This is a genomic window from Mesorhizobium sp. BR-1-1-10 (genome assembly GCF_020165595.1).
Lineage (GTDB): Bacteria > Pseudomonadota > Alphaproteobacteria > Rhizobiales > Rhizobiaceae > Mesorhizobium > Mesorhizobium australicum.
In genome coordinates, this window is record NZ_JAIUIL010000003.1 from 270,399 (window position 1) to 289,960 (window position 19,562).

The 19,562-nt window shown below is 63.2% G+C and carries 17 protein-coding genes; 9 read left to right on the forward strand and 8 right to left on the reverse strand.

What is annotated here, in order from left to right:
- The first annotated feature begins 61 nt into the window (after positions 1-61).
- From LB555_RS07200 to LB555_RS07240, 9 genes are all read left to right on the forward strand, one after another.
- Positions 62-418, forward strand: a complete 357-nt coding sequence (locus LB555_RS07200; RefSeq protein WP_280110242.1) for a response regulator — start codon at positions 62-64, stop codon at positions 416-418.
- Positions 419-451: 33 nt separating this feature from the next.
- Positions 452-1,825: a PleD family two-component system response regulator gene (locus LB555_RS07205; RefSeq protein ID WP_224682546.1), complete on the forward strand. Its 1,374-nt coding sequence runs from the start codon at positions 452-454 to the stop codon at positions 1,823-1,825.
- Positions 1,826-2,377: 552 nt separating this feature from the next.
- Positions 2,378-3,931 carry an FAD-dependent monooxygenase gene (locus LB555_RS07210; protein WP_224682693.1) on the forward strand — a complete coding sequence of 518 codons (1,554 nt, stop codon included), beginning with the start codon at positions 2,378-2,380 and terminating at the stop codon, positions 3,929-3,931.
- Positions 3,932-3,998: 67 nt separating this feature from the next.
- Positions 3,999-4,733: a FadR/GntR family transcriptional regulator gene (locus tag LB555_RS07215; RefSeq protein ID WP_140661178.1), complete on the forward strand. Its 735-nt coding sequence runs from the start codon at positions 3,999-4,001 to the stop codon at positions 4,731-4,733.
- A complete protein-coding gene (locus tag LB555_RS07220; protein ID WP_224682547.1) occupies positions 4,730-5,917 on the forward strand; it encodes a PLP-dependent transferase in 1,188 nt (395 codons plus the stop codon). Before LB555_RS07215 ends, LB555_RS07220 begins: the two co-directional genes overlap by 4 nt.
- A gap of 29 nt (positions 5,918-5,946) precedes the next feature.
- The gene (locus LB555_RS07225) at positions 5,947-7,224 is read left to right on the forward strand and encodes an ABC transporter substrate-binding protein (RefSeq protein WP_224682548.1); all 1,278 of its coding nucleotides are present in this window, start codon (positions 5,947-5,949) and stop codon (positions 7,222-7,224) included.
- Positions 7,225-7,407: 183 nt separating this feature from the next.
- The gene (locus LB555_RS07230) at positions 7,408-8,331 is read left to right on the forward strand and encodes a carbohydrate ABC transporter permease (protein WP_015317627.1); all 924 of its coding nucleotides are present in this window, start codon (positions 7,408-7,410) and stop codon (positions 8,329-8,331) included.
- Positions 8,331-9,179, forward strand: coding sequence for a carbohydrate ABC transporter permease (locus LB555_RS07235; RefSeq protein WP_015317628.1), 849 nt, complete (start codon positions 8,331-8,333; stop codon positions 9,177-9,179). Before LB555_RS07230 ends, LB555_RS07235 begins: the two co-directional genes overlap by 1 nt.
- A gap of 4 nt (positions 9,180-9,183) precedes the next feature.
- A complete protein-coding gene (locus LB555_RS07240) occupies positions 9,184-10,251 on the forward strand; it encodes an ABC transporter ATP-binding protein (RefSeq protein WP_140661181.1) in 1,068 nt (355 codons plus the stop codon).
- A 207-nt stretch (positions 10,252-10,458) separates the two neighbouring features.
- On the opposite strand, the gene rpmG is transcribed toward LB555_RS07240, so the two are convergent.
- From rpmG to LB555_RS07280, 8 genes are all read right to left on the reverse strand, one after another.
- A complete protein-coding gene (rpmG, locus tag LB555_RS07245; RefSeq protein WP_006201775.1) occupies positions 10,459-10,626 on the reverse strand; it encodes a 50S ribosomal protein L33 in 168 nt (55 codons plus the stop codon).
- Between the two features lie 154 nt (positions 10,627-10,780).
- A complete protein-coding gene (locus LB555_RS07250; protein WP_224682549.1) occupies positions 10,781-11,239 on the reverse strand; it encodes a hypothetical protein in 459 nt (152 codons plus the stop codon).
- A 114-nt stretch (positions 11,240-11,353) separates the two neighbouring features.
- A complete protein-coding gene (locus tag LB555_RS07255; protein WP_140616205.1) occupies positions 11,354-12,532 on the reverse strand; it encodes an MFS transporter in 1,179 nt (392 codons plus the stop codon).
- 76 nt (positions 12,533-12,608) lie between these two features.
- Positions 12,609-13,349, reverse strand: a complete 741-nt coding sequence (locus LB555_RS07260) for an NUDIX hydrolase (protein ID WP_224682551.1) — start codon at positions 13,347-13,349, stop codon at positions 12,609-12,611.
- A gap of 73 nt (positions 13,350-13,422) precedes the next feature.
- Positions 13,423-13,857, reverse strand: a complete 435-nt coding sequence (locus LB555_RS07265) for a DUF983 domain-containing protein (RefSeq protein WP_181166275.1) — start codon at positions 13,855-13,857, stop codon at positions 13,423-13,425.
- Positions 13,857-16,163: a ribonuclease R gene (gene rnr / locus LB555_RS07270; protein ID WP_224682552.1), complete on the reverse strand. Its 2,307-nt coding sequence runs from the start codon at positions 16,161-16,163 to the stop codon at positions 13,857-13,859. Before rnr ends, LB555_RS07265 begins: the two co-directional genes overlap by 1 nt.
- A 6-nt stretch (positions 16,164-16,169) precedes the next feature.
- The gene (gene topA, locus LB555_RS07275; RefSeq protein WP_224527904.1) at positions 16,170-18,791 is read right to left on the reverse strand and encodes a type I DNA topoisomerase; all 2,622 of its coding nucleotides are present in this window, start codon (positions 18,789-18,791) and stop codon (positions 16,170-16,172) included.
- A gap of 344 nt (positions 18,792-19,135) precedes the next feature.
- Positions 19,136-19,513, reverse strand: a complete 378-nt coding sequence (locus LB555_RS07280) for a hypothetical protein (RefSeq protein ID WP_140716784.1) — start codon at positions 19,511-19,513, stop codon at positions 19,136-19,138.
- Positions 19,514-19,562 lie beyond the last annotated feature (49 nt).

The window sequence follows — 19,562 nt, forward strand, 5'->3', positions numbered from 1 at the left end:
GCATGACGGCCACCTCCGGGTGGAGGACGGCCGGGACGGGATGCCGATGCCTAAGAAGGTCATGATCGTCGAGGACAATGAGCTCAACATGAAGCTCTTTCGGGACCTCATCGAAGCAAGCGGTTACGAGACGGTGCGCACCCGCAACGGTCTGGAGGCGCTCGACCTGGCGCGCCAGCACCGGCCGGACCTCATCCTGATGGACATCCAACTGCCCGAAGTGTCGGGACTGGAAGTGACCAAATGGCTGAAAGAGGACGACGATCTGCACGTCATCCCGGTGATTGCGGTGACTGCCTTTGCGATGAAAGGCGACGAGGAACGCATCCGCCAAGGCGGCTGCGAGGCGTATATTTCGAAGCCGATCTCGGTGCCGCGTTTCATCGAAACCATCAAATCTTATCTGGGCGATGCCTGATGTACCCTTCCAGCCGAGCCGGAGCGTTGTGAAATGACTGCGCGGATCCTCGTCGTCGACGACATCCCTGCCAATGTGAGGCTGCTGGAAGTCCGGCTGCTGGCCGAGTATTTCGAGGTTCTGACCGCCACCAATGGGGCCGATGCGATCGAGACCTGCGAGAACGGCAAGGTCGATGTCGTGCTGCTCGACGTAATGATGCCCGACATGGACGGGTTCGAGGTCTGCCGGCGATTGAAGAGCGATCCGGCGACGTCGCACATTCCGGTGGTGATGATCACCGCGCTCGATCAGGTCACCGACCGCGTGCGCGGGCTCGAGGCCGGTGCCGACGATTTCCTGACCAAGCCGGTCAACGACTTGCAGCTGATGACGCGCGTCAAGAGCCTGGTCCGCCTGAAGTCGTTGACCGACGAGCTTCGGCTGCGCGCCTCGACCACGCGCAACATCGGCATCGAAGAACTTTTGAGCCGCAATTTCGCGTCCGAGGACACGACGCCGAAGGTGCTTTTGATCGACGAGCGCAAATCGTCGGTCGAGCGCATCCAGAAGATGCTACGCGATCGTGCCGACCTCGACGTCACGGGCGATCCGCATGCCGGGTTCTTCCAGGCCGCGGAGACGCCCTATGAATGCGTGATAATCTCGACGGCCTTCGCCGATTTCGATCCGCTCAGGCTCTGCTCGCAACTGCGCTCGCTCGACCGCACCCGTTTCGTGCCGATCATCCTGCTGGCGGAGGAGGGCGAGGAGGAGCGCATCATCCGAGGGCTCGAACTCGGCATCAACGACTATCTGATGCGGCCGATCGACCAGCAGGAACTGACGGCGCGGCTGCGTACCCAGGTGCGCCGCAAGCGCTACAACGACCAATTGCGCGCCAGTGTCACCCAGACCATCGAAATGGCCGTGACCGACGGCCTCACGGGGCTGCACAATCGCCGCTATCTAGACAGCCATCTGCAGACGCTGTTCGATCGCGCCGTGGCGCGGCGCCGGCCGCTGTCGGTGATGATCACCGATCTCGACCGCTTCAAGTCCATCAATGATGCGCATGGGCATGACGGCGGCGACGAGGTGCTGCGCGAATTCGCGCGGCGGCTGCGCAAGAACGTCCGGGGTATCGACCTTGCCTGCCGGTTCGGCGGCGAGGAGTTCGTGGTGGTAATGCCCGACACCGACGGCGCAGTGGCCGAGAAGGTGGCCGAGCGCATTCGTGCCGAAATCGCCCAGATGCCGTTCGCCATCGGCGCCGAGGGCAAGACGATCGAGGTCACCGTCAGTGTTGGCGTGTCATCGGTGCTGAAGGGCGTGGACACGGTGGCGGCACTGATGAAACGCGCCGATCTCGCGCTCTACGAAGCCAAGAGCGGCGGCCGCAACCGCGTCGTTGCCAAGGCAGCCTGACGCTCCGGGCCCGATTATCCGGCCAACCCCAACAGGGTTACCCATTTACCTTAATCCAAGCGATTCGCGAGCCTTGGTTAAGAAACTGTTGATTTCCATAAGCTCTTGCGCAAATGTGAAGGCCAAGACGAAGCCGGCACGAGGTAGACAGCCGGCTCGATCCTCGAATACCCCATGATGCTCAGGTCCGCCGCATCTCCTGGGTCCGTGGGGTCGGCCGGCCGGCGCTGGCACATAGTGGCCTCCTCGTACCGCTGCCAAACGCCGACCGGCCCCCTTTGCCCGATATGACATCAGGAATCTGCGTCAAGCCCCGGAAGAACCGGGGCTTTTTTGCGGCAGGTCCCGCTTTTCTGGACTGTAACGGCTTCGGTTGCACCCTCGCGTGCTATTGCTTGGCAACACCGCGACTTTTTCGCCGCCATATGCATAAGGGGAAGAAGAGGAGCCAGCCCCCTCCATTTCATACATATGGCGCGCAAGGGGCTTGCGGCAAGACCCGGCTGTTCCCGTAGAACCACGACCCAGGTTAACGGAAACGGGAGTGGCGAAATGCCGGAATTGTTGCCAGGTGGCCGAGTGCGTCGGGATCATGCGGTGGTGATCGCCGGAGGCGGTCCGACCGGGTTGATGCTGGCTGGCGAACTCGCATTGGCGGGCGTCGATGTGGCCGTTGTCGAGCGGCGGCCAAACCAGGAACTCGTCGGTTTGCGCGCGGGCGGCCTGCACGCACGCACCATCGAGGTGCTCGACCAGCGCGGAATTGCCGACCGGTTCCTCTCGCAGGGACAGACATCGCCGTCGGTGGGCTTCCACATGATCCGATTGGACATCAGCGACTTTCCCACGCGGCACAACTATCTGCTGGCACTGCGGCAAAACCACATCGAGCGGATATTGGCCGACTGGATCAGCGAGTTCGGCGTGCCGATCTATCGCCGGCAGGACGTCACGGGCTTCGCACAGGATAATGGTGGCGTCGACATCGATCTGTCTGGCGGCCAGCGGTTGCGGACGCAGTATCTCGTCGGCTGCGACGGAGGGCGCAGCATGATCCGCAAGGCCGCGGGGATCGCGTTCGATGGATGGGATCCGACGATGAGCTGGATAATCGCCGAGGTCGAGACGGCGGAGGAACCAGCATTGGGCTTTCACAGCGACGCCCATGGTATCCATGCGATCGGCAAGATTGAGGAAGACGGCCGGGTGGGTATCGTGCTGACCGAGCGACAACTGACCATTGGTGGCGAACCGACACTGCGCGATCTCAGCGAGGCGCTTGTCGGTGTCTACGGCACCGATTACGGGGTCCACAGTCCGACCTGGATTTCCCGGTTCACCGACATGACGCGGCAGGCTGCCGCTTACCGCGACAGACGTGTTCTGCTGGCCGGTGACGCCGCGCATATCCATCCCCCAATGGGCGGACAGGGCCTCAATATCGGCGTGCAGGACGCGGTGAACCTGGGGTGGAAGCTGGCCCAGGTGGTCAAGCGGCTGTCACTGGAAGGCCTGCTCGACAGCTACCATGCCGAACGCTATCCGGTCGCCGCCCGCGTGCTGCGCAACGCGATGGCGCAGGTCGCGCTTCGCCGGATGGATGCTCGCACCAAGGCCTTGAGCGACACATTCGCCGAACTGCTCGCCATGGATGGGCCACGCAAACGGATCGCCGCGGAGATGTCTGGCCTGGATGTCCACTACGATCTCGGGGAGGGGCACGCGCTGCTTGGGCGACGAATACCCGACCTCGATCTCTCCACCGCTGATGGGCCGTTGCGACTGTTCACGTTGCTCCACGACGCGCGGCCGCTGCTCCTCAATTTCGGTGAGCCAGGCAGGCTGGACATTGCGCCTTGGGCCGACCGGATCCGGCAGATCGACGCATCGTATGCCGGTGCCTGGGAGCTTCCCGTACTCGGAACGGTCGCCGCACCCGACGCGGTCTTGATCCGGCCCGATGGATACGTGGCCTGGGTTGGCGTTGAGGATGGACAGGGATTGGCCGATGCGCTGACCAGATGGTTCGGACCGGATGCCGGAGCCGGGCGCCCCTCCGAACGCGGCGCGTCACCTTCACGGCCTGAAAGGCCGGCTGCCTCCTGACAAGCGATTGACAGGAGATTCCATCTATGCAGAAATTGGTTGGACCATTGGACCACTTGGAGGAAATGTGGACCAGAACAGCCTGCCACCCATCCAGACGACGGCGCGTGACGACGCCGTGCTGAAGGCATTGGTGGGCTTCGTCCGCGCCGAGGCCTTGCGGCCTGGCGAGCGACTGCCGACCGAGCGCATCCTGGCCGAACGGCTCAAGGTCAGCCGCAACACGGTGCGCGAGGCGCTGACGCGGTGGGAAGGATTGGGCCTGGTCGAACGCCGGCAAGGCAGCGGCACTTTTCTCAAGGCCGCCGTCTCGCCCGACATGCTGCATTTGCCGCTGACGCTGGCGGGCGGCAATGACTTCACCAGCCTGATGCAGACGCTGGAAATCCGCCGCGCGCTGGAGGCCGAGGCAGCGGCACTGTGCGCCGAGCGGGCAAGCCCGGCCGACATTGCCGAGATCGAGGGCAAGCTCGATATCATGGAGCAGGCGTTTCGCACCCTTGATGGCATGTCGTCGGAAGAGGACTGGGAATTCCACCAGGCGATCTACCGGGTCTCCGGCAATCCACTGTTCGAACAGATCATCGCGGCCATGCACGAACTGTTCCATCGCTTCTGGGAGCATCCGCTCGGTGTGCGCGATTTCGGCCATGCCAGCTTTCCCTATCACCGCACCATCTACGAACGTATCGCCGCGCGGGATCCGCAGGGCGCCCGCGACGAGGCGCTCAAGCTCATCGCCACCGTCGAGGACGACCTCAAGCGCGGTGCGGCCAAACTCAAACTTTCGGACCTGAAATGAACGGGCATTCAGACGGTTTCGACCACGATTATCTCGCCGAGGCGGCGACGCTTTTGGCACATGACGAACCATTTCCTGGCGGCGCCGTCGTGCCGCCGATCTACCAGACCTCGTTGTTCACCTTCGCCAATTATGCGGAAATGGCCGATACCTTTGCCGGCAAACGAAAGCAGCCGATCTATTCCCGCGGCGACAATCCGACGGTCATGGAGTTCGAGGCTCGTGTCGCCGCGCTCGAGGGTGCAGAGGCCGCACGCGGCTTCTCCAGCGGCATGGCGGCGATCAGCGCCACCGTGCTTGCCTTCGTCGGGGCGGGCGAGCGCATCGTTGCGGTACGCAACTGCTATGGCGATGCCTACCGGCTGTTCGAGCGGCTCCTGCCGCGGCTCAACATCAAGGTCGACTATATCGACGGTTCCGACCCGGACGCGGTCGCGGCGGCGCTTCCCGGCGCCAAGCTGCTCTATCTGGAAAGCCCGACCTCGATGGTGTTCGAGCTCCAGGACCTGCCGCATCTGACCCGGCTGGCAAAAGAGCAGGGCATCGTCACCACCATCGACAATTCCTGGGCGACGCCGGTGTTCCAGAAGCCGATCTTGCACGGCGTCGACCTCGTGCTGCACTCGGCCTCGAAATATCTCGGCGGCCACAGCGACACGGTCGCCGGCGTGGTGGCTGGCTCGGCAGCGCATATCAAGCAGATCAACGAGCAGACCTATTCCTATCTCGGCGGCAAGCTGTCGCCGTTCGAGGCCTGGCTTTTGCTGCGCGGCCTGCGCACGCTGCCGCTGCGCCTGCCGCACCATATGAAGAGCGGGCTTGCCATCGCCGAGCGGCTGAAGGCGCATGGCCATGTCGAGCGGGTCAACCATCCGGCCTATTCGAACCATCCGGGCAAGGCGACGCTTGCCGGCTATGGCGGGTTGTTCTCGTTCGAGGTTACCGAGGACATCGACATTCCCGCCTTCGTCGACGCGCTGAAATATTTCCGCATCGGCGTCAGCTGGGGTGGGCATGAGAGCCTGGTCGTACCGGCCAAGGCGTCGCTGGAGCAGACGCCAGGACTGAATTCGATGGCGCGCTTCGGCGTCAGCCCCCGAACCATCCGCTTCAATGTCGGATTGGAAAGTGTCGAGGATCTCTGGGCGGATGTCGCCCAGGCCCTCGAAAAAGCCAGAAAATAACAAGCGGGTTCAAAATGGGAGTCTTGAACATGAAAAAACTGACCGTCATGCTTGCCACCGTCGCGGGGCTGGCGATTTCCGCCGGTGGCGCGCTCGCCGATTCAACCCTGAAAATGGTCGAGGTGATCACCAGCCCGCCACGCACCGAATTCCTCAAGAAGCAGATCGCCGAGTTCGAGGCGGCCAATCCAGGCGTCAAGGTCGAACTGGTCTCGCTGCCCTGGGGCCAGGCTTTCGAGAAATTCCTGACCATGGTGCAGGCCGGTGACACGCCCGATGTGGTCGAGATGCCGGAACGCTGGGTGGGGCTTTACGCCAACAATGCCCAGCTCGAGGATCTCGGCCCCTATATGGCCAAGTGGGACGACGCCAAGACGCTCGGCGACCGCGCCAAACAGTTCGGCTCGACGGTCAACAACACCCAGTTCATGATCCCCTATGGCTACTATGTGAACGCGCTGTTCTGGAACAAGAAGCTGTTCAAGGAGGCTGGTCTTGACGGCCCACCAGCGACGCTCGACGAGTTTGTCGCCGATTCCAAGAAGATCTCGGCCATTCCCGGAAAATACGGCTACTGCCTGCGCGGCGGGCCGGGCGCCTTCAACGGCATGCACATGTTCATGAACATCGCTCAGGGCAAGGGCGGCTATTTCAACGAGGACGGCACCTCGACCATCAATGAAGAAGGCTCGGTCAAGGGCCTGCAGATGCTGGCCGACATGTACAAGAATGGTCTCGCGCCGAAGGATGCCGTAAGCTGGGGCTTCAACGAAACCGTCACCGGTTTCTACTCCGGCACTTGCGCCATGCTCAATCAGGATCCGGACGCGCTTCTCGGCATCGCCGACAAGATGAGCGCCGACGACTTCGCCGTGGCGCCGCTGCCGGTCGGACCAAGCGGAAAGTCCTATCCGACGCTCGGCTATGCCGGCTGGGCGATGTTCGCCAACTCGCAGCACAAGGATGATGCCTGGAAGCTGATGGCGACGCTTCTGTCGCCGAAGGACAATCTGGAATGGGCCAAGGAAGTCGGCGTCGTGCCGATCCACAACGGTGCCGACCAGGATCCCCATTTCAAGACCGAGCAGTTCAAGGGCTGGTTCACGGAACTCAGCGACAGCTCCAAATATGAAATGGTGACGCCGCCGACGCATCTGGAAAACCTCGGCAATTTCGTCGACCAGGTCGCGATCAAGAACTTCCAGGAAGTGCTGCTCGGCCAGAAGACGGCCAAGGAGGTCGCCGACCAGTGGGCTGCCTTCCTGACCAAGGAACAGCAGGACTGGCTGGCGAAGAACAAGAAGTAGCTTTTCTTCCCTTCTCCCCGTTCACGGGGAGAAGGTGGCCCGATAGGGCCGGATGAGGGGCTGCGCCAAGTTCTGAAAAGCTGGCGCCGCCCCTCATCTGCCTGCCGGCATCTTCTCCCCGTGAACGGGGAGAAGGACGCTCATTGTCCATCCCGCCGCTCCAGGGAGCCATTTCTCAGCCAAATGACCTATGCCGTATCCGAAATTCGGTCCGCAGCGGCGCCGCGAAAAAAGCGGCTCTCCTACGCGACGATCGAGCCTTGGCTCTACCTCAGCCCGGCGATCATCCTGCTGGTCGTGGTGCTGCTCGTGCCGCTGGTCATCGGCATCAGCTATTCCTTCCGCAAATTTTCGGCCTTCAAGTCCGAGTATGTCGGGCTCGGGCAGTATCAGGCGATGCTGTCGGACCAGGTGCTGGGCCAGGCGCTGATCAACACGTTGTGGTGGACGGCGGCCAGCCTGTTCTTCCAGTTCTTCCTCGGCCTTGGCCTGGCGTTGCTGCTCGACAAGCCTTTCCCAGGCCGCAAGGCGGTGCAGGCACTGGTCTTCCTGCCCTGGGCGGTGCCGTCCTTCCTGTCGGGCCTGACCTGGGCCTGGCTGTTCAACCCGATCGTCGGTCCGCTGCCGCACTGGCTGTTCGCCTTGGGGCTGAAGGCCGAACCGACCAACGTCCTGTCCGATCCCTCCACCGCCATGTGGGGGCCGATCATAGCCAATGTCTGGTTCGGCATTCCGTTCTTCGCCATAACGCTGCTGGCGGCGCTGAAGTCTATTCCCTCGGAACTGCATGAGGCGGCGGCGATCGACGGCGCTTCGCCGTGGCAACGTTTCACCAAGGTGACGCTGCCTTTCCTGGCCCCAACCATCGCCATCACGGTGATGTTGCGCACCATCTGGATCGCCACTTTCGCCGACCTGATCTTCGTCATGACCGAGGGCGGACCGGCCGGCTCGACCAACACGGTGCCGGTCTACATCTATGTCAGCGCCTTCAAGTCGCTGGACAAAGGCTATGCCTCGGCCGTGGCCGTGCTGCTGCTGGTCCTGCTCATCGCCTACGCGATCGTGCTCATCGCCATCCGCCGCTCGCTTGTGAGGCACGTCTGATGATTGCCGGACGCTCAGCATCACAGCGCTTCTTCGGTGGCATCGGCCTTTACGCCGCGATCGCCGCCTACGTCGTCTTCGCTCTGTTCCCGATTTACTGGACGCTGAAGATCTCGGTCACGCCGGAGCGGCTGCTCTATTCCGAAGGCATCACCTTCTGGCCGTCGCACATGACGTTGCAGAATTTCGTGACCGTGCTCGAAGCCACCGATTTCCCGCGCTATTTCCTCAACAGCGTCATCGTCTCGGTGTCGACGGCGGCACTGGTCACGGTCATCGCCACGCTCGCCGGCTACGCCATGTCCCGCTTCACCTTTCGCGGCAAGGCTGCACTGGCTCTCATGTTGCTGCTGACCCAGACCTTTCCGCTGGTGATGGTCATTCCGCCTATCTACCGCGTGATGGGGCAGATCGGCCTGATCAACAGCCTGACCGGGCTGATCATCATCTACACGGCCTTCAACACCGCCTTTGCCACCTTCCTGATGCAGTCCTTCTTCGACGGCATCCCCAAGGACCTGGAGGAGGCGGCGATGATCGACGGCTGCACGCGCGCGCAGGCGATGCGCAAGGTGATCGTGCCGCTGACGCTGCCCGGCATGGGCGCGACGCTGGGCTTCGTCTTTACCGCCGCCTGGAGCGAGCTGCTGTTCGCGCTGATGCTGATTTCCAGCGACGACCAGAAAACCTTCGCCGTCGGCCTGCTCACCTTCATCGGCAAGTTCGCCGTCGACTGGGGACAGATGATGGCGGCGTCGATCCTGGCGCTGATCCCGGTCTGCATCTTCTTCGCTTTCCTGCAACGCTATCTCGTCACCGGCCTGACCGCCGGCGCCGTCAAAGGATAGACCGATGGCCTCTGTCACGCTCGAAAAGGTCCGCAAGGATTATGGCGCCGTGCGCGTCCTGCACGCGGTCGATCTCGAAATCGCCGATGGCGAGTTCGTCGTGCTGGTCGGTCCGTCCGGCTGCGGCAAGTCCACGCTGTTGCGCATGATCGCCGGGCTCGAGGAAGCCTCGGGCGGCGAGATCCGCATCGGCGAACGGCTGGTCAACGATGTTGCACCCAAGGACCGCGATATCGCCATGGTGTTCCAGTCCTATGCGCTCTATCCGCATATGGACGTCTCGAAGAACATGGGCTTCAGCCTGATGCTGCGAAAGGCCGAGAAGCCGGCGATCGATGCCCGCGTCGATGGTGCCGCCAAGCGGCTGGGGCTCGATACGTTCCTGCAACGCCTGCCCAGGCAATTGTCTGGTGGCCAGCGCCAGCGCGTCGCCATGGGCCGCGCCATCGTACGCGATCCCAAGGTTTTTCTCTTCGACGAGCCGCTGTCGAACCTCGATGCCAAGCTGCGCGTTCATATGCGCGCCGAGATCAAGGCGCTGCACCAGCAGTTGAAGACCACTTCGGTCTACGTCACCCACGACCAGATCGAGGCGATGACCATGGCCGACCGCATCGTCGTCATGCATGACGGGCTGATCCAGCAGGTGGGGGCGCCGCTCGATCTCTATGACCGGCCGGCCAATATGTTCGTCGCCGGCTTCATTGGCTCGCCTGGAATGAATTTCCTGCCGGCCACGGTGGAGAAGGGCGGCAAGGTGGACGCCGTGTTGTCCGATGGCCAGAAGCTTCGGCTGCCGGACGGCCTGCCGCTCAGGGACGGTGACGTCATCACCGTCGGCCTGCGGCCCGAGCATATCCGGCTGGCTGACGACGGCACGCTGCAAGGCGAAGTAGGAGTGGTGGAGCCGCTCGGCCTGTCGACGCAGTTCTACGTCAAGCTGGCCGGCCAGCAGCTTTGCGTCTTTGCGATGGGGCGCGCGGCCGTGAAGCCTGGCGACATGGTGCGCCTGTCGGCCGATCCGGCATCGCTGCATTTGTTCGACGGGAAGAGCGGCGACCGCATCGGCTAGAGCATGATGCCGAAAAGTGTGAAGCGGTTTTCGGACGACATCATGCTCTATCTCTTTGATTTAGAGACGGATTCAGATTTCAGGTCGACTCGACCTGAAATCATCCGGCTCTAAGGCGCTCAGCCGGGCTGACGGACTTCAGCCGCCCGGGCCGAACGAAAACGCCGCCCGATGGGCGGCGTTTGGCATTCCAGAGGAAAAACCAGATTACTTGATCTTGGTTTCCTTGAATTCGACGTGCTTCTTGGCGACCGGGTCGTATTTGCGGAACGACAGCTTGTCGGTCTTGGTACGGCTGTTCTTGCTGGTGACGTAGAAGAAACCGGTGTCGGCGGTCGACAGAAGCTTGATCTTGATGTTTGCGGCTTTGGCCATGATCTCAGTCCGTTATGTTCGTGGGGTTTTGGCCGCTGGAGCACGGGAAAACACCCGGACGCGGGAAACTTGGCGCGACACATAAAGAACGTGCCTGGAAAGTCAAGCCCGGCTGGCCTGATGTGGCCGGCCCAAGCTGCCCAGAACGCATAAATCAGGCGGTTTCCGCCTCGGATACCGCAACCTTCTTCCAGTCTCCGGTCGTGTTCCACCAGCGATTCGGATTGGCACGGTCGTCCAGCCCCTTGGAGCGGCTGGCAAGGATCGGCTGGATGCGGATCACCGGTTCCTGATAGGAATGCGCCTGGAAGATCGCTTCGACGACGCGGGCCGCCAGCGTCTGGTCGTCGGGCAGTTCGAAGGAAACCTCGACCGTGCCCGGGCGGTGGCGCAATTCGGTCTCGGCGCCGGCCGCGGCTCCTTCAATCGGCCTGTAGCGCTCGATGCCGTGTGCCGACTGATACGCGTTGCGGTCATACTTGCCCATGGCGAGCGGTGCGATCGCGACAACCGCGTCCATGATGCGGTCAACATCGGCAGCTGGAGCCTGGAAGGTTACAAGCAGCAGAAGCGTCATTCGCAGTGATGTGGTCTCAAAGCCGCTGTCGATCATGGCAGTGTCCTCAACTTCGGGTATCAGGGGACACTCTTTTAACCGGACGCTCCTGACACGGTTCTGTCAGCATCCGCCGCGGCGCGGCGGATAAGGGCACTCGACGGCACAGCGTTACAGCAGGAGCTTGCGCACGAGCCTGAAGCAGACCAGGGCGATGTAGGCGCCGAAGAACAGGCCGAGTGACCAGCCGAATCCGGAAGGCCCGAAACTGTCCATTCCGATGCCGATCGCCTGCGGGCCAAGCACCATGCCGACGCCGTAGCAGAGCACGAAGGCGGCGTTGGCGGAGGCCAGTTCGTGGCCGGAGAGCTGCGAGCCGAGATGGGCGAGGCCGATCGTGTACATGGCGGCGACGACACCGCCCCAGACGAAGAGTAGCGCGGCCATCAAATGCCAGTTCGCGGCAAAGAACGGCATGAATATCGTGCCGACGAGGCCGACCGTGGCGCAGGCGAGCAAGAGATAACGCCGGTCGGAGACGCGGTCGCTGATCATGCCGATCGGAATCTGCAACAGCACATTGCCGAGGCCGATCATGGTCAGCAGCAGCGCCGCGTCGGCCTCGGAATAACCGATGCGGTTGCCGTAGACCGGGAACAGCGCGAAGCCGCCTGTCTCAACCGCGCCGAACACGAGCACGGCGAAAGTCGCGGTCGGCACCAGCCAGATATAACGCAGGAAGTGGCTGGTTTCGCTGTCGGCCACGATGGTCGGGCTTTCGTTGCGCGCGGCGAGCACCGGTATGGCAGCCAGCGTCACCAGGGCAATGATGACGCCGAACGGCCTGAAGCCGGAGCTGCCGAGATGGGCGAACAGCCACGGCCCGGCGGCAAAGCCGAGCGACAGGACGGTGGCATAGATGCCAAGCACAAGGCCGCGCCGGTGTGGCGGCGCCGACGTGCTGATCCAGAATTCCGACAGGATGAACAGCACGGTCAGCGCGATGTGCAGAACGACGCGCAGCGGAAACCACATCCAGAAATCGGGCGCGAAATGGAAGCCGACGAAGGCGAGCGCGCCGGTGGCAATCATGGCGATCATGGTCCAGGCCACGCCGAAGCGCATGGCGAGCGGCGTGGCCAGCGGCGCCCCGGCGATCGAGGCCAGGCCGGCGACAGCCGTGTTCAGGCCGATCATCGAGGCCGAATGACCGCGTGTTTCCAGGATGACGCTGAGCAAGGGCATGCCGAGGCCAATGGCGATGCCGACGACGCTGATCGACGAAATCGCCGCCACCATCGGCAGCCAGTGTACGCGTTCGTCGCCCTGTGGTTGGGTATCGACCGTCATGGGATGCTGAATACTCTGTCTTTTTGATCTTGCGCAATTCCCGTGGGAAACCGCGGCACAGTGTTCCTGGAATTGCTTAGAGAAGTTCGCGGGTGAAGTGGTTGCGGACAAGCCGGTAGAAAGGGACAGGTCCGCCCGGACGCAGCAGCGGATCGTCGGCGAGCCGCTTTTCCAGCTCGTCCAGGATCATTCGAGTGATGTCGGGTATGTCGGCCTGCTTGGCCTTGGCGAGCGGCAGCCAGACCAGTTCCTCCAATTCATTGGTCGGGCCGCCATAGGGCAGTTCGACGGCGACATCGCCACGCCAGGCGCTGAAGAAGCGGGTATCGAAGCGGCGTACCCGGTTCGGCGGCGTGATGGCGCGCGCGACGAAGCGCAATGCTTCCAGCGACGGTGCCACGCCATGTTCGACGAAACCCTGCCAATCGCGCCTGGTCGTGGCAAAGGCGCCTTTGCGGCCGATCAGCAGGCCGGCTTCCTCGTAGGTCTCGCGGACCGCCGACAAAGCAATGGCGCGGGCGCGGGCGCGGCTGGTGCGGCCGGGGCCGGCCGTCAGCTTGGCTTCTTCGTGCTGGTCAAGTGCCGTCGCTGTCGGTATGCGGCTGTCGGCAGGGTCGGTTCGGCCGCCGGGGAACACGAACTTGCCTGGCATGAAAGCGTGTGCGGCGTGGCGGCGCCCCATCAACACCAGGACGTCGTCGCCCTTGCGGTCGAGCAGGATGAGCGTCGCGGCGTCACGCGGACGCAGGCGCCCGCCGCCATGCGTGGCAAGACCCTTGTCGAGCTTGTCGGCATCCGCCTTGGTCAATGCTTCCATGCGCAGGGACCTAGCGGAAACTTCTTGCATGCGAAAGTGGCCTTACCGATTGGCGTGTTGCGCCAGCGGCGCCTCAGGCGCCGTGGTGGGACTCCGTCCCATCCTTTTGGCCACCGAACCCGTGCATATAGAACGCCCATTGCAGTCCGATGACGGCACCCTTGACCGGTTGCAGCAGCGCGATGGAGAGCAGGATGGTCAAGGGCACCCATATTGCAATGTGCTGCCAGGTGGAGAGCGTCGAGGTCGCTTCCACGCCCATGAAGGCACCGAGAACGATATGGCCGACGATGACGATGACCAGGTAGGCCGGCAGATCGTCGGCGCGATGGTGATGGATCTCCTCGCCGCAGACGCTGCAGGTTTCGACAGTCTTGGTGAAGCCGCGGAACAGCTTGCCTTCGCCACAGTTGGGGCAGCGGCCCAAGAAGCCCCGCCTCATCGCCGTCCACAATGGGCGGGCAACCCGGCCAGAGTGATGTTCGCCGCCAAAAATCTGTTGTTCCATCATCGTCTCCTGCCGCGCGGCCCCGGTCGCGTTTGCGACGCACGGGCGCGGCCCTTAGCCTTGTGAAACGACCTGCTGGAGCCTGGCAGGGGCTTTGGGTCGGTCAACATCTCGAAGCGCATCGCGCCGGCCATTGGCGCCACCTCGACGAGCCGGACCTCGACGCGGTCCGCGAGCTGGTAGCCTTTGCCCGAGCGTTCTCCGAACAGGGAACGGGCCGTTTCGTCGTATATATAGTAATCGCCGCCCAAAGTTGACACCGGGATGAAACCATCGGCGCCATATTGCGGCAATTGGACAAAAAGTCCTGATTTGGTGACGCCGGAGATGCGGGCGTCGAAGCGGTCGTCGATGCGCTCGGCGAGGTAGGCCGAGATCAGCCGGTCGACCGTGTCGCGCTCGGCAGCCATCGCGCGCCGCTCGGTGCCGGAGATCAGCACCGCAACATCTTCGAGGCGGGCCTCCTCATCCTGCGTCAGCCCGCCGGGGCCGAGACCGAGCGCGGCAATAAGTCCGCGATGCACGATCAGGTCGGCGTAGCGGCGGATCGGCGAGGTGAAATGAGCGTAACGGCTGAGGTTGAGGCCGAAATGGCCGATGTTCTTGGGTGAATATTCGGCCTGGCTCTGCGAGCGCAGCACCACTTCGTTGACCAGCGCCTCATTGTCGGCGCCGCGCACACGCTCAAGAATGCCGTTGAACTGGCTGGGCCGCATCTGGGCGCCGCGTGCCAATGACAGGCTAAGCGTCTGCAGGAATTCGCGCAGCGATTCCTGCTTGGCCAGCGACGGCGCGTCATGGACGCGATAGACCAGCGCCTGCTTCTTGCCTTCCAGCGTTTCGGCCGCGGCGACATTGGCCTGGATCATGAACTCTTCGATCAGCTTGTGGGCCTCGAGCCGCTCCGGCACGATGACGCGGTCGACCGTGCCATCCGGCTTGAGCAGGATCTTGCGCTCCGGCAGGTCGAGTTCCAGCGGCTGGCGGCCATCGCGGCCGCGCTTGAGGATCGCATAGGCCTCCCACAGCGGCCTCAGCACAGTGTCGAGGATCGGGCCGGTCTTGTCGTCCGGTACACCGTCGATCGCGGCCTGGGCCTGGCTATAGGCTAGCTTGGCCGCCGACTTCATCATGACGCGGTGGAAGGAGTGCCTGATCTTTCTGCCATCGGCGGAGAAGGTCATGCGCACCGCGAGTGCTGGGCGATCCTGACCCTCGCGCAGCGAACAGAGATCGTTGGAGATGCGCTCGGGCAGCATCGGCACGACGCGATCGGGGAAATAAACCGAATTGCCGCGCTTCAGCGCTTCGCGGTCGAGCGCCGTGCCATGGCGGACATAGGCCGCGACATCCGCGATGGCGACCGTCGCGATGACGCCGCCGGGGTTCTTCTCGTCGGGATCAGGGGTGGCGAAGACCGCGTCGTCATGGTCCTTGGCGTCGGCCGGATCGATGGTAACCAGCGGCAGGTCGCGCCAGTCCTCGCGATGGTCAAGCGTCGCGGGCTTCACCGCCTCGGATTCGGCAATGACGTCGGCCGGGAAAATGTGGGGAATGTCGTGCGCGTGGATGGCGATCATCGAAACCGCCTTTTCGCTGGTCAGCGAACCCAGCACGTTCAGCACCTTGGCGCGCGGCAACCCAAAGCGGGAGGCTCGCGCTGGCTCGACTTCGACAAGATCGCCGTTTTTGGCGCCGTTCTGGAATTCCTTGTCGACGATCAGCTCGGGCTGGCGCCGTTCCACCGGCTCGATGCGGAAGCTGCCGTCCTGAAGCACGCGAAAGACACCGAGGACAGCGTCCGTGCGCTTCTCGAAGATCTTGATCACCCGGCCGGTATAGGCAGGCCCTGACGGATCGTCGGTCGGGAAGGTTTTGGCCAGCACGCGGTCGCCGATGCCTGGCGCGGGACCGTTGCCGCTGCGCGAAACGCGGATCGAGACCACGGGAGGCTCGCCCGGACCGACTGCCTCGGTCGGGTGCGCCAGCAAGATGCCATCGCCGTCGCGGCCAAAGATGTCGAGCACGGCGACATGGGGTAGGGCGCCGACCCGGGCCAACCGCTTGCGCTCCTTGGTCAGAACGCCTTCGTCCTGCAGGTCGCGCAGGAGATCCTTCAGCCAGATGCGGTCGTCGCCGCGCAGCGCGAACGCCTTGGCGATGTCGCGCTTTCCGGCGCGATCTGGGTTTTCGGCGATATAGCGCAGGATTTCGTCGCGCGAGGGCCGATAATCGTCCTTGACCTTGGCCCGGGTGCCGGCGGTGCGGGGATCGCCGTGACTTCTTCCGGTGATCCTGCGCGCCACGCCGTTCTACCCTTTTTTCTTCGCGGCCGGCTTCTTGGCCGCTGTCTTCTTGGCGGCGGGGGCTTTGGTTGCCGCCGCCTTGCGGAACGGCTTCTTGCCACCGCCGCCCTTGGCTTCCTTCTCGGCAATCAGCGCCAGCGCATCCTCGATCGTCACCGATTGCGGATCCTTGCCCTTGGGCAGCGTGGCGTTGACCTTGCCGAAATTGACGTAGGGGCCGTATTTGCCGTCGCGCACGACGATCTTGCCGCCGCCATCCGGATGGTCGCCGAGTTCCTTCAGAGCCGCAGGGGTGCCACCATTGCGGCCACCCTTGCCCTTGGACTGCTTCTCGGCAATCACCGTGACGGCACGGTTGAGGCCAATGGAAAACACATCCTCGATGCTGTCGAGATTGGCGTAGGTGCCATCGTGCAGCACGAACGGCCCGTAACGGCCGAGGCCGGCCGAGATCATCTTGCCGGATTCGGGATGTTTGCCCACGTCGCGCGGCAGCCCCAGCAAGGCGAGCGCCTTCTCATGGTCGATGGAATCAGGCGTCCAGCCCTTGGGCAGGCTCGAACGTTTTGCCTCCTTGCCGTCGCCGCGCTGGATGTAGGGGCCGAAGCGGCCGGAGCGCAGCGTGATTTCCTCGGCCGTGTAAGGATCCTTGCCCAGCACCTTGGTGCCGTCCTCGCCGCCGCCATTCTCGCCATTGGGATTAGCGGCGTCGCCGAGCTGGCGGGTGAAGGAGCATTCGGGATAGTTCGAGCAGCCGACGAAAGCGCCGAACTTGCCGAGCTTCAGCGACAGATTACCGGTGCCGCATTTGGGGCAGATGCGCGGGTTGGAACCGTCCTCGCGGGCGGGAAAAACCAGCGGCGCCAGTTCCTCGTTCAGCGCATCGAGCACATCGGTGACGCGCAGCTCCTTGATGTCGGCGACGGCGCCCGAAAAATCCTTCCAGAAATCGCGCAGCACGTCCTTCCAGGCGAGCTTGCCGTCGGAGATCTCGTCGAGCTTTTCTTCCAGCGATGCCGTGAAGTCATACTCTACATAGCGCTCGAAGAAGCTTTCCAGGAAGGCCGACAGCAGGCGGCCCTTGGCCTGCGGCACCAGCCGGCGCTTGTCGATGGTGACGTAGTCTCGGTCCTCGAGCGTCTTCAGGATCGCGGTGTAGGTCGAGGGGCGGCCGATGCCGAGTTCTTCCAGCTTCTTGATCAGCGACGCCTCGGAGTAGCGCGGCGGCGGCTCGGTCGTGTGCTGGGTGGCATTGATCGCGCGGCGGGCAAGCTGCTCGCCGGAGCGGATCTCCGGCAGACGGCGGTTTTCCTCGTCTTCGGCGTCGTCCTCCTTCTGATCGGTGTAGGCGGCGATGAAGCCGTCGAAGCGAACGACCGAACCGACAGCGCGAAGTTCAGCGGTGCGGGCGCCATTCAGCGCCTCGATCTCGACAGTGGTGCGCTCGATCTCGGCCGACTGCATCTGGCTTGCGATGGCGCGCTTCCAGATCAGTTCGTAAAGCCGCATCTGGTCGGAATCGAGATATTGCCTGACCGATGCGGGGGTGCGCATGAAATCCGTCGGCCGGATGGCCTCGTGCGCTTCCTGCGCGTTCTTGGCCTTGGCGGTGTATTGGCGCGGCTTCTCCGGCAGGTATTTCGGGCCGAATTCCTTTGCGATGGCATCGCGCGCGGCGTCGATCGCCTCGGGGGCCATCTGCACGCCGTCGGTTCGCATATAGGTGATCAGGCCGGTGGTCTCGCCGCCGATCTCCATGCCCTCATAGAGCCGCTGGGCCACCTGCATCGTGCGCGTGGCCGAGAAGCCGAGGCCCGATGAGGCAGCCTGCTGCAATGTCGAGGTGGTGAAGGGCGGGCCGGGGTTGCGCTTGGTCGGCTTGGCTTCGACGGACAGCGCCTTGAAGGTGGCACCTTCGAGCATCGCCTTGATGTCGTCGGCTTGTGCCTTGTTGGCAATGTCGAGCTTTTGCAGCTTCTTGCGCTCGAAGGCAGTGAGGCGGGCTTCGAAGGTCTCGTTGCGCGGCGTGCCGAGGAGAGCTGATATCTGCCAGTATTCCTCGCGGATGAAGCGCTCGATCTCGGATTCGCGGTCGCAGACCAGGCGCAGCGCTACCGACTGGACGCGGCCGGCGGAGCGGGCGCCCGGCAATTTGCGCCACAGGACAGGCGACAGGGTGAAGCCGACGAGATAGTCGAGCGCGCGGCGGGCCAGATAAGCGTCGACCAGCGGCGCATCGATCTGGCGCGGATTGGCCATCGCCTCCAGCACCGACGATTTGGTGATGGCGTTGAAGACGACGCGGCTGACCGGCTTGTCCTTCAGCGCGCGCTTCTGCTTGAGCACTTCCAGAACGTGCCAGGAGATGGCTTCACCTTCACGATCCGGGTCGGTGGCGAGGATCAGGCCGTCGGCGTCCTTGACTGCCTTGGCGATGTCGGCGAGCCGCTTGCCGGAGGCGGTGTCGACCGCCCAGGACATGGCAAAATCCTCATCCGGGCGCACCGAGCCATCCTTGGCCGGCAAATCGCGGACATGGCCGAACGAGGCCAGAACCTTGTAGTTCCTGCCCAGATATTTGTTGATTGTTTTTGCCTTGGCCGGCGATTCGACGACGACGACGTCCATGAGGTCTCATATCAGCTGTGATGCGGCAGAAGAATTCCGCTGCGCGCGACGAAATCTCGGTTCTGTTCGTCGCTCACATGGCCGCGCTTTTGCATCCGGTCAAGGGCAAGCGCCCAAATTGCGGGGCCGCCGACAGCAATACACTCTAAGAGTGTATGGAGAACATCACATATTTTAGAATGAGTGGGCGCAAGCCTCGGAAGATTGGGAGAGGTTCAATTTGTTGCTGGTCCAATCGGCCTGGAATGGGTCAAGTCGAGTCCGTGACGGCCCGGCCGCCGGACTTGGAGGGATGCCCGGCGGCCGGTGAGAAGTCCCGTTTGGCGGAACTCCCGATGGGGAAATCAGTCCGCCTTGACAACGTGCCAGACGCCGGCGACGCCATCACCGGTCACGTCGCCGGCCTTCTTGTCCTTGATGAAGGTGTAAACCGGCTTGCCGTCATAGGCCCACATCTTGGTGCCGTCGGTACGGTCGACGACGCTCCATTCATCGTCCGCCTTGGCGCCCGCCTCGGCCTTCAGCGGCGGCCAGTTGGTGGCGCACTTGTCGTAGCAGTTGGTCTTGCCCTTCTCGTCCTTGTCATAGGTGTAGAGCGTCATGCCATTGGCGTCGGTGTAGATCTTGGTGCCGTTGACCTCGGCTTCCTTCCACGCTTCGGCGGCAAAGGATGCGGCGGTGCTGAGCAGGAGCGCGGCCAGCGCCGCGGTTATCGTTTTCATGGAAATCTCCGTGGCTGATATTCGAAGGCGCGCGGCAAATCGCGGCCTC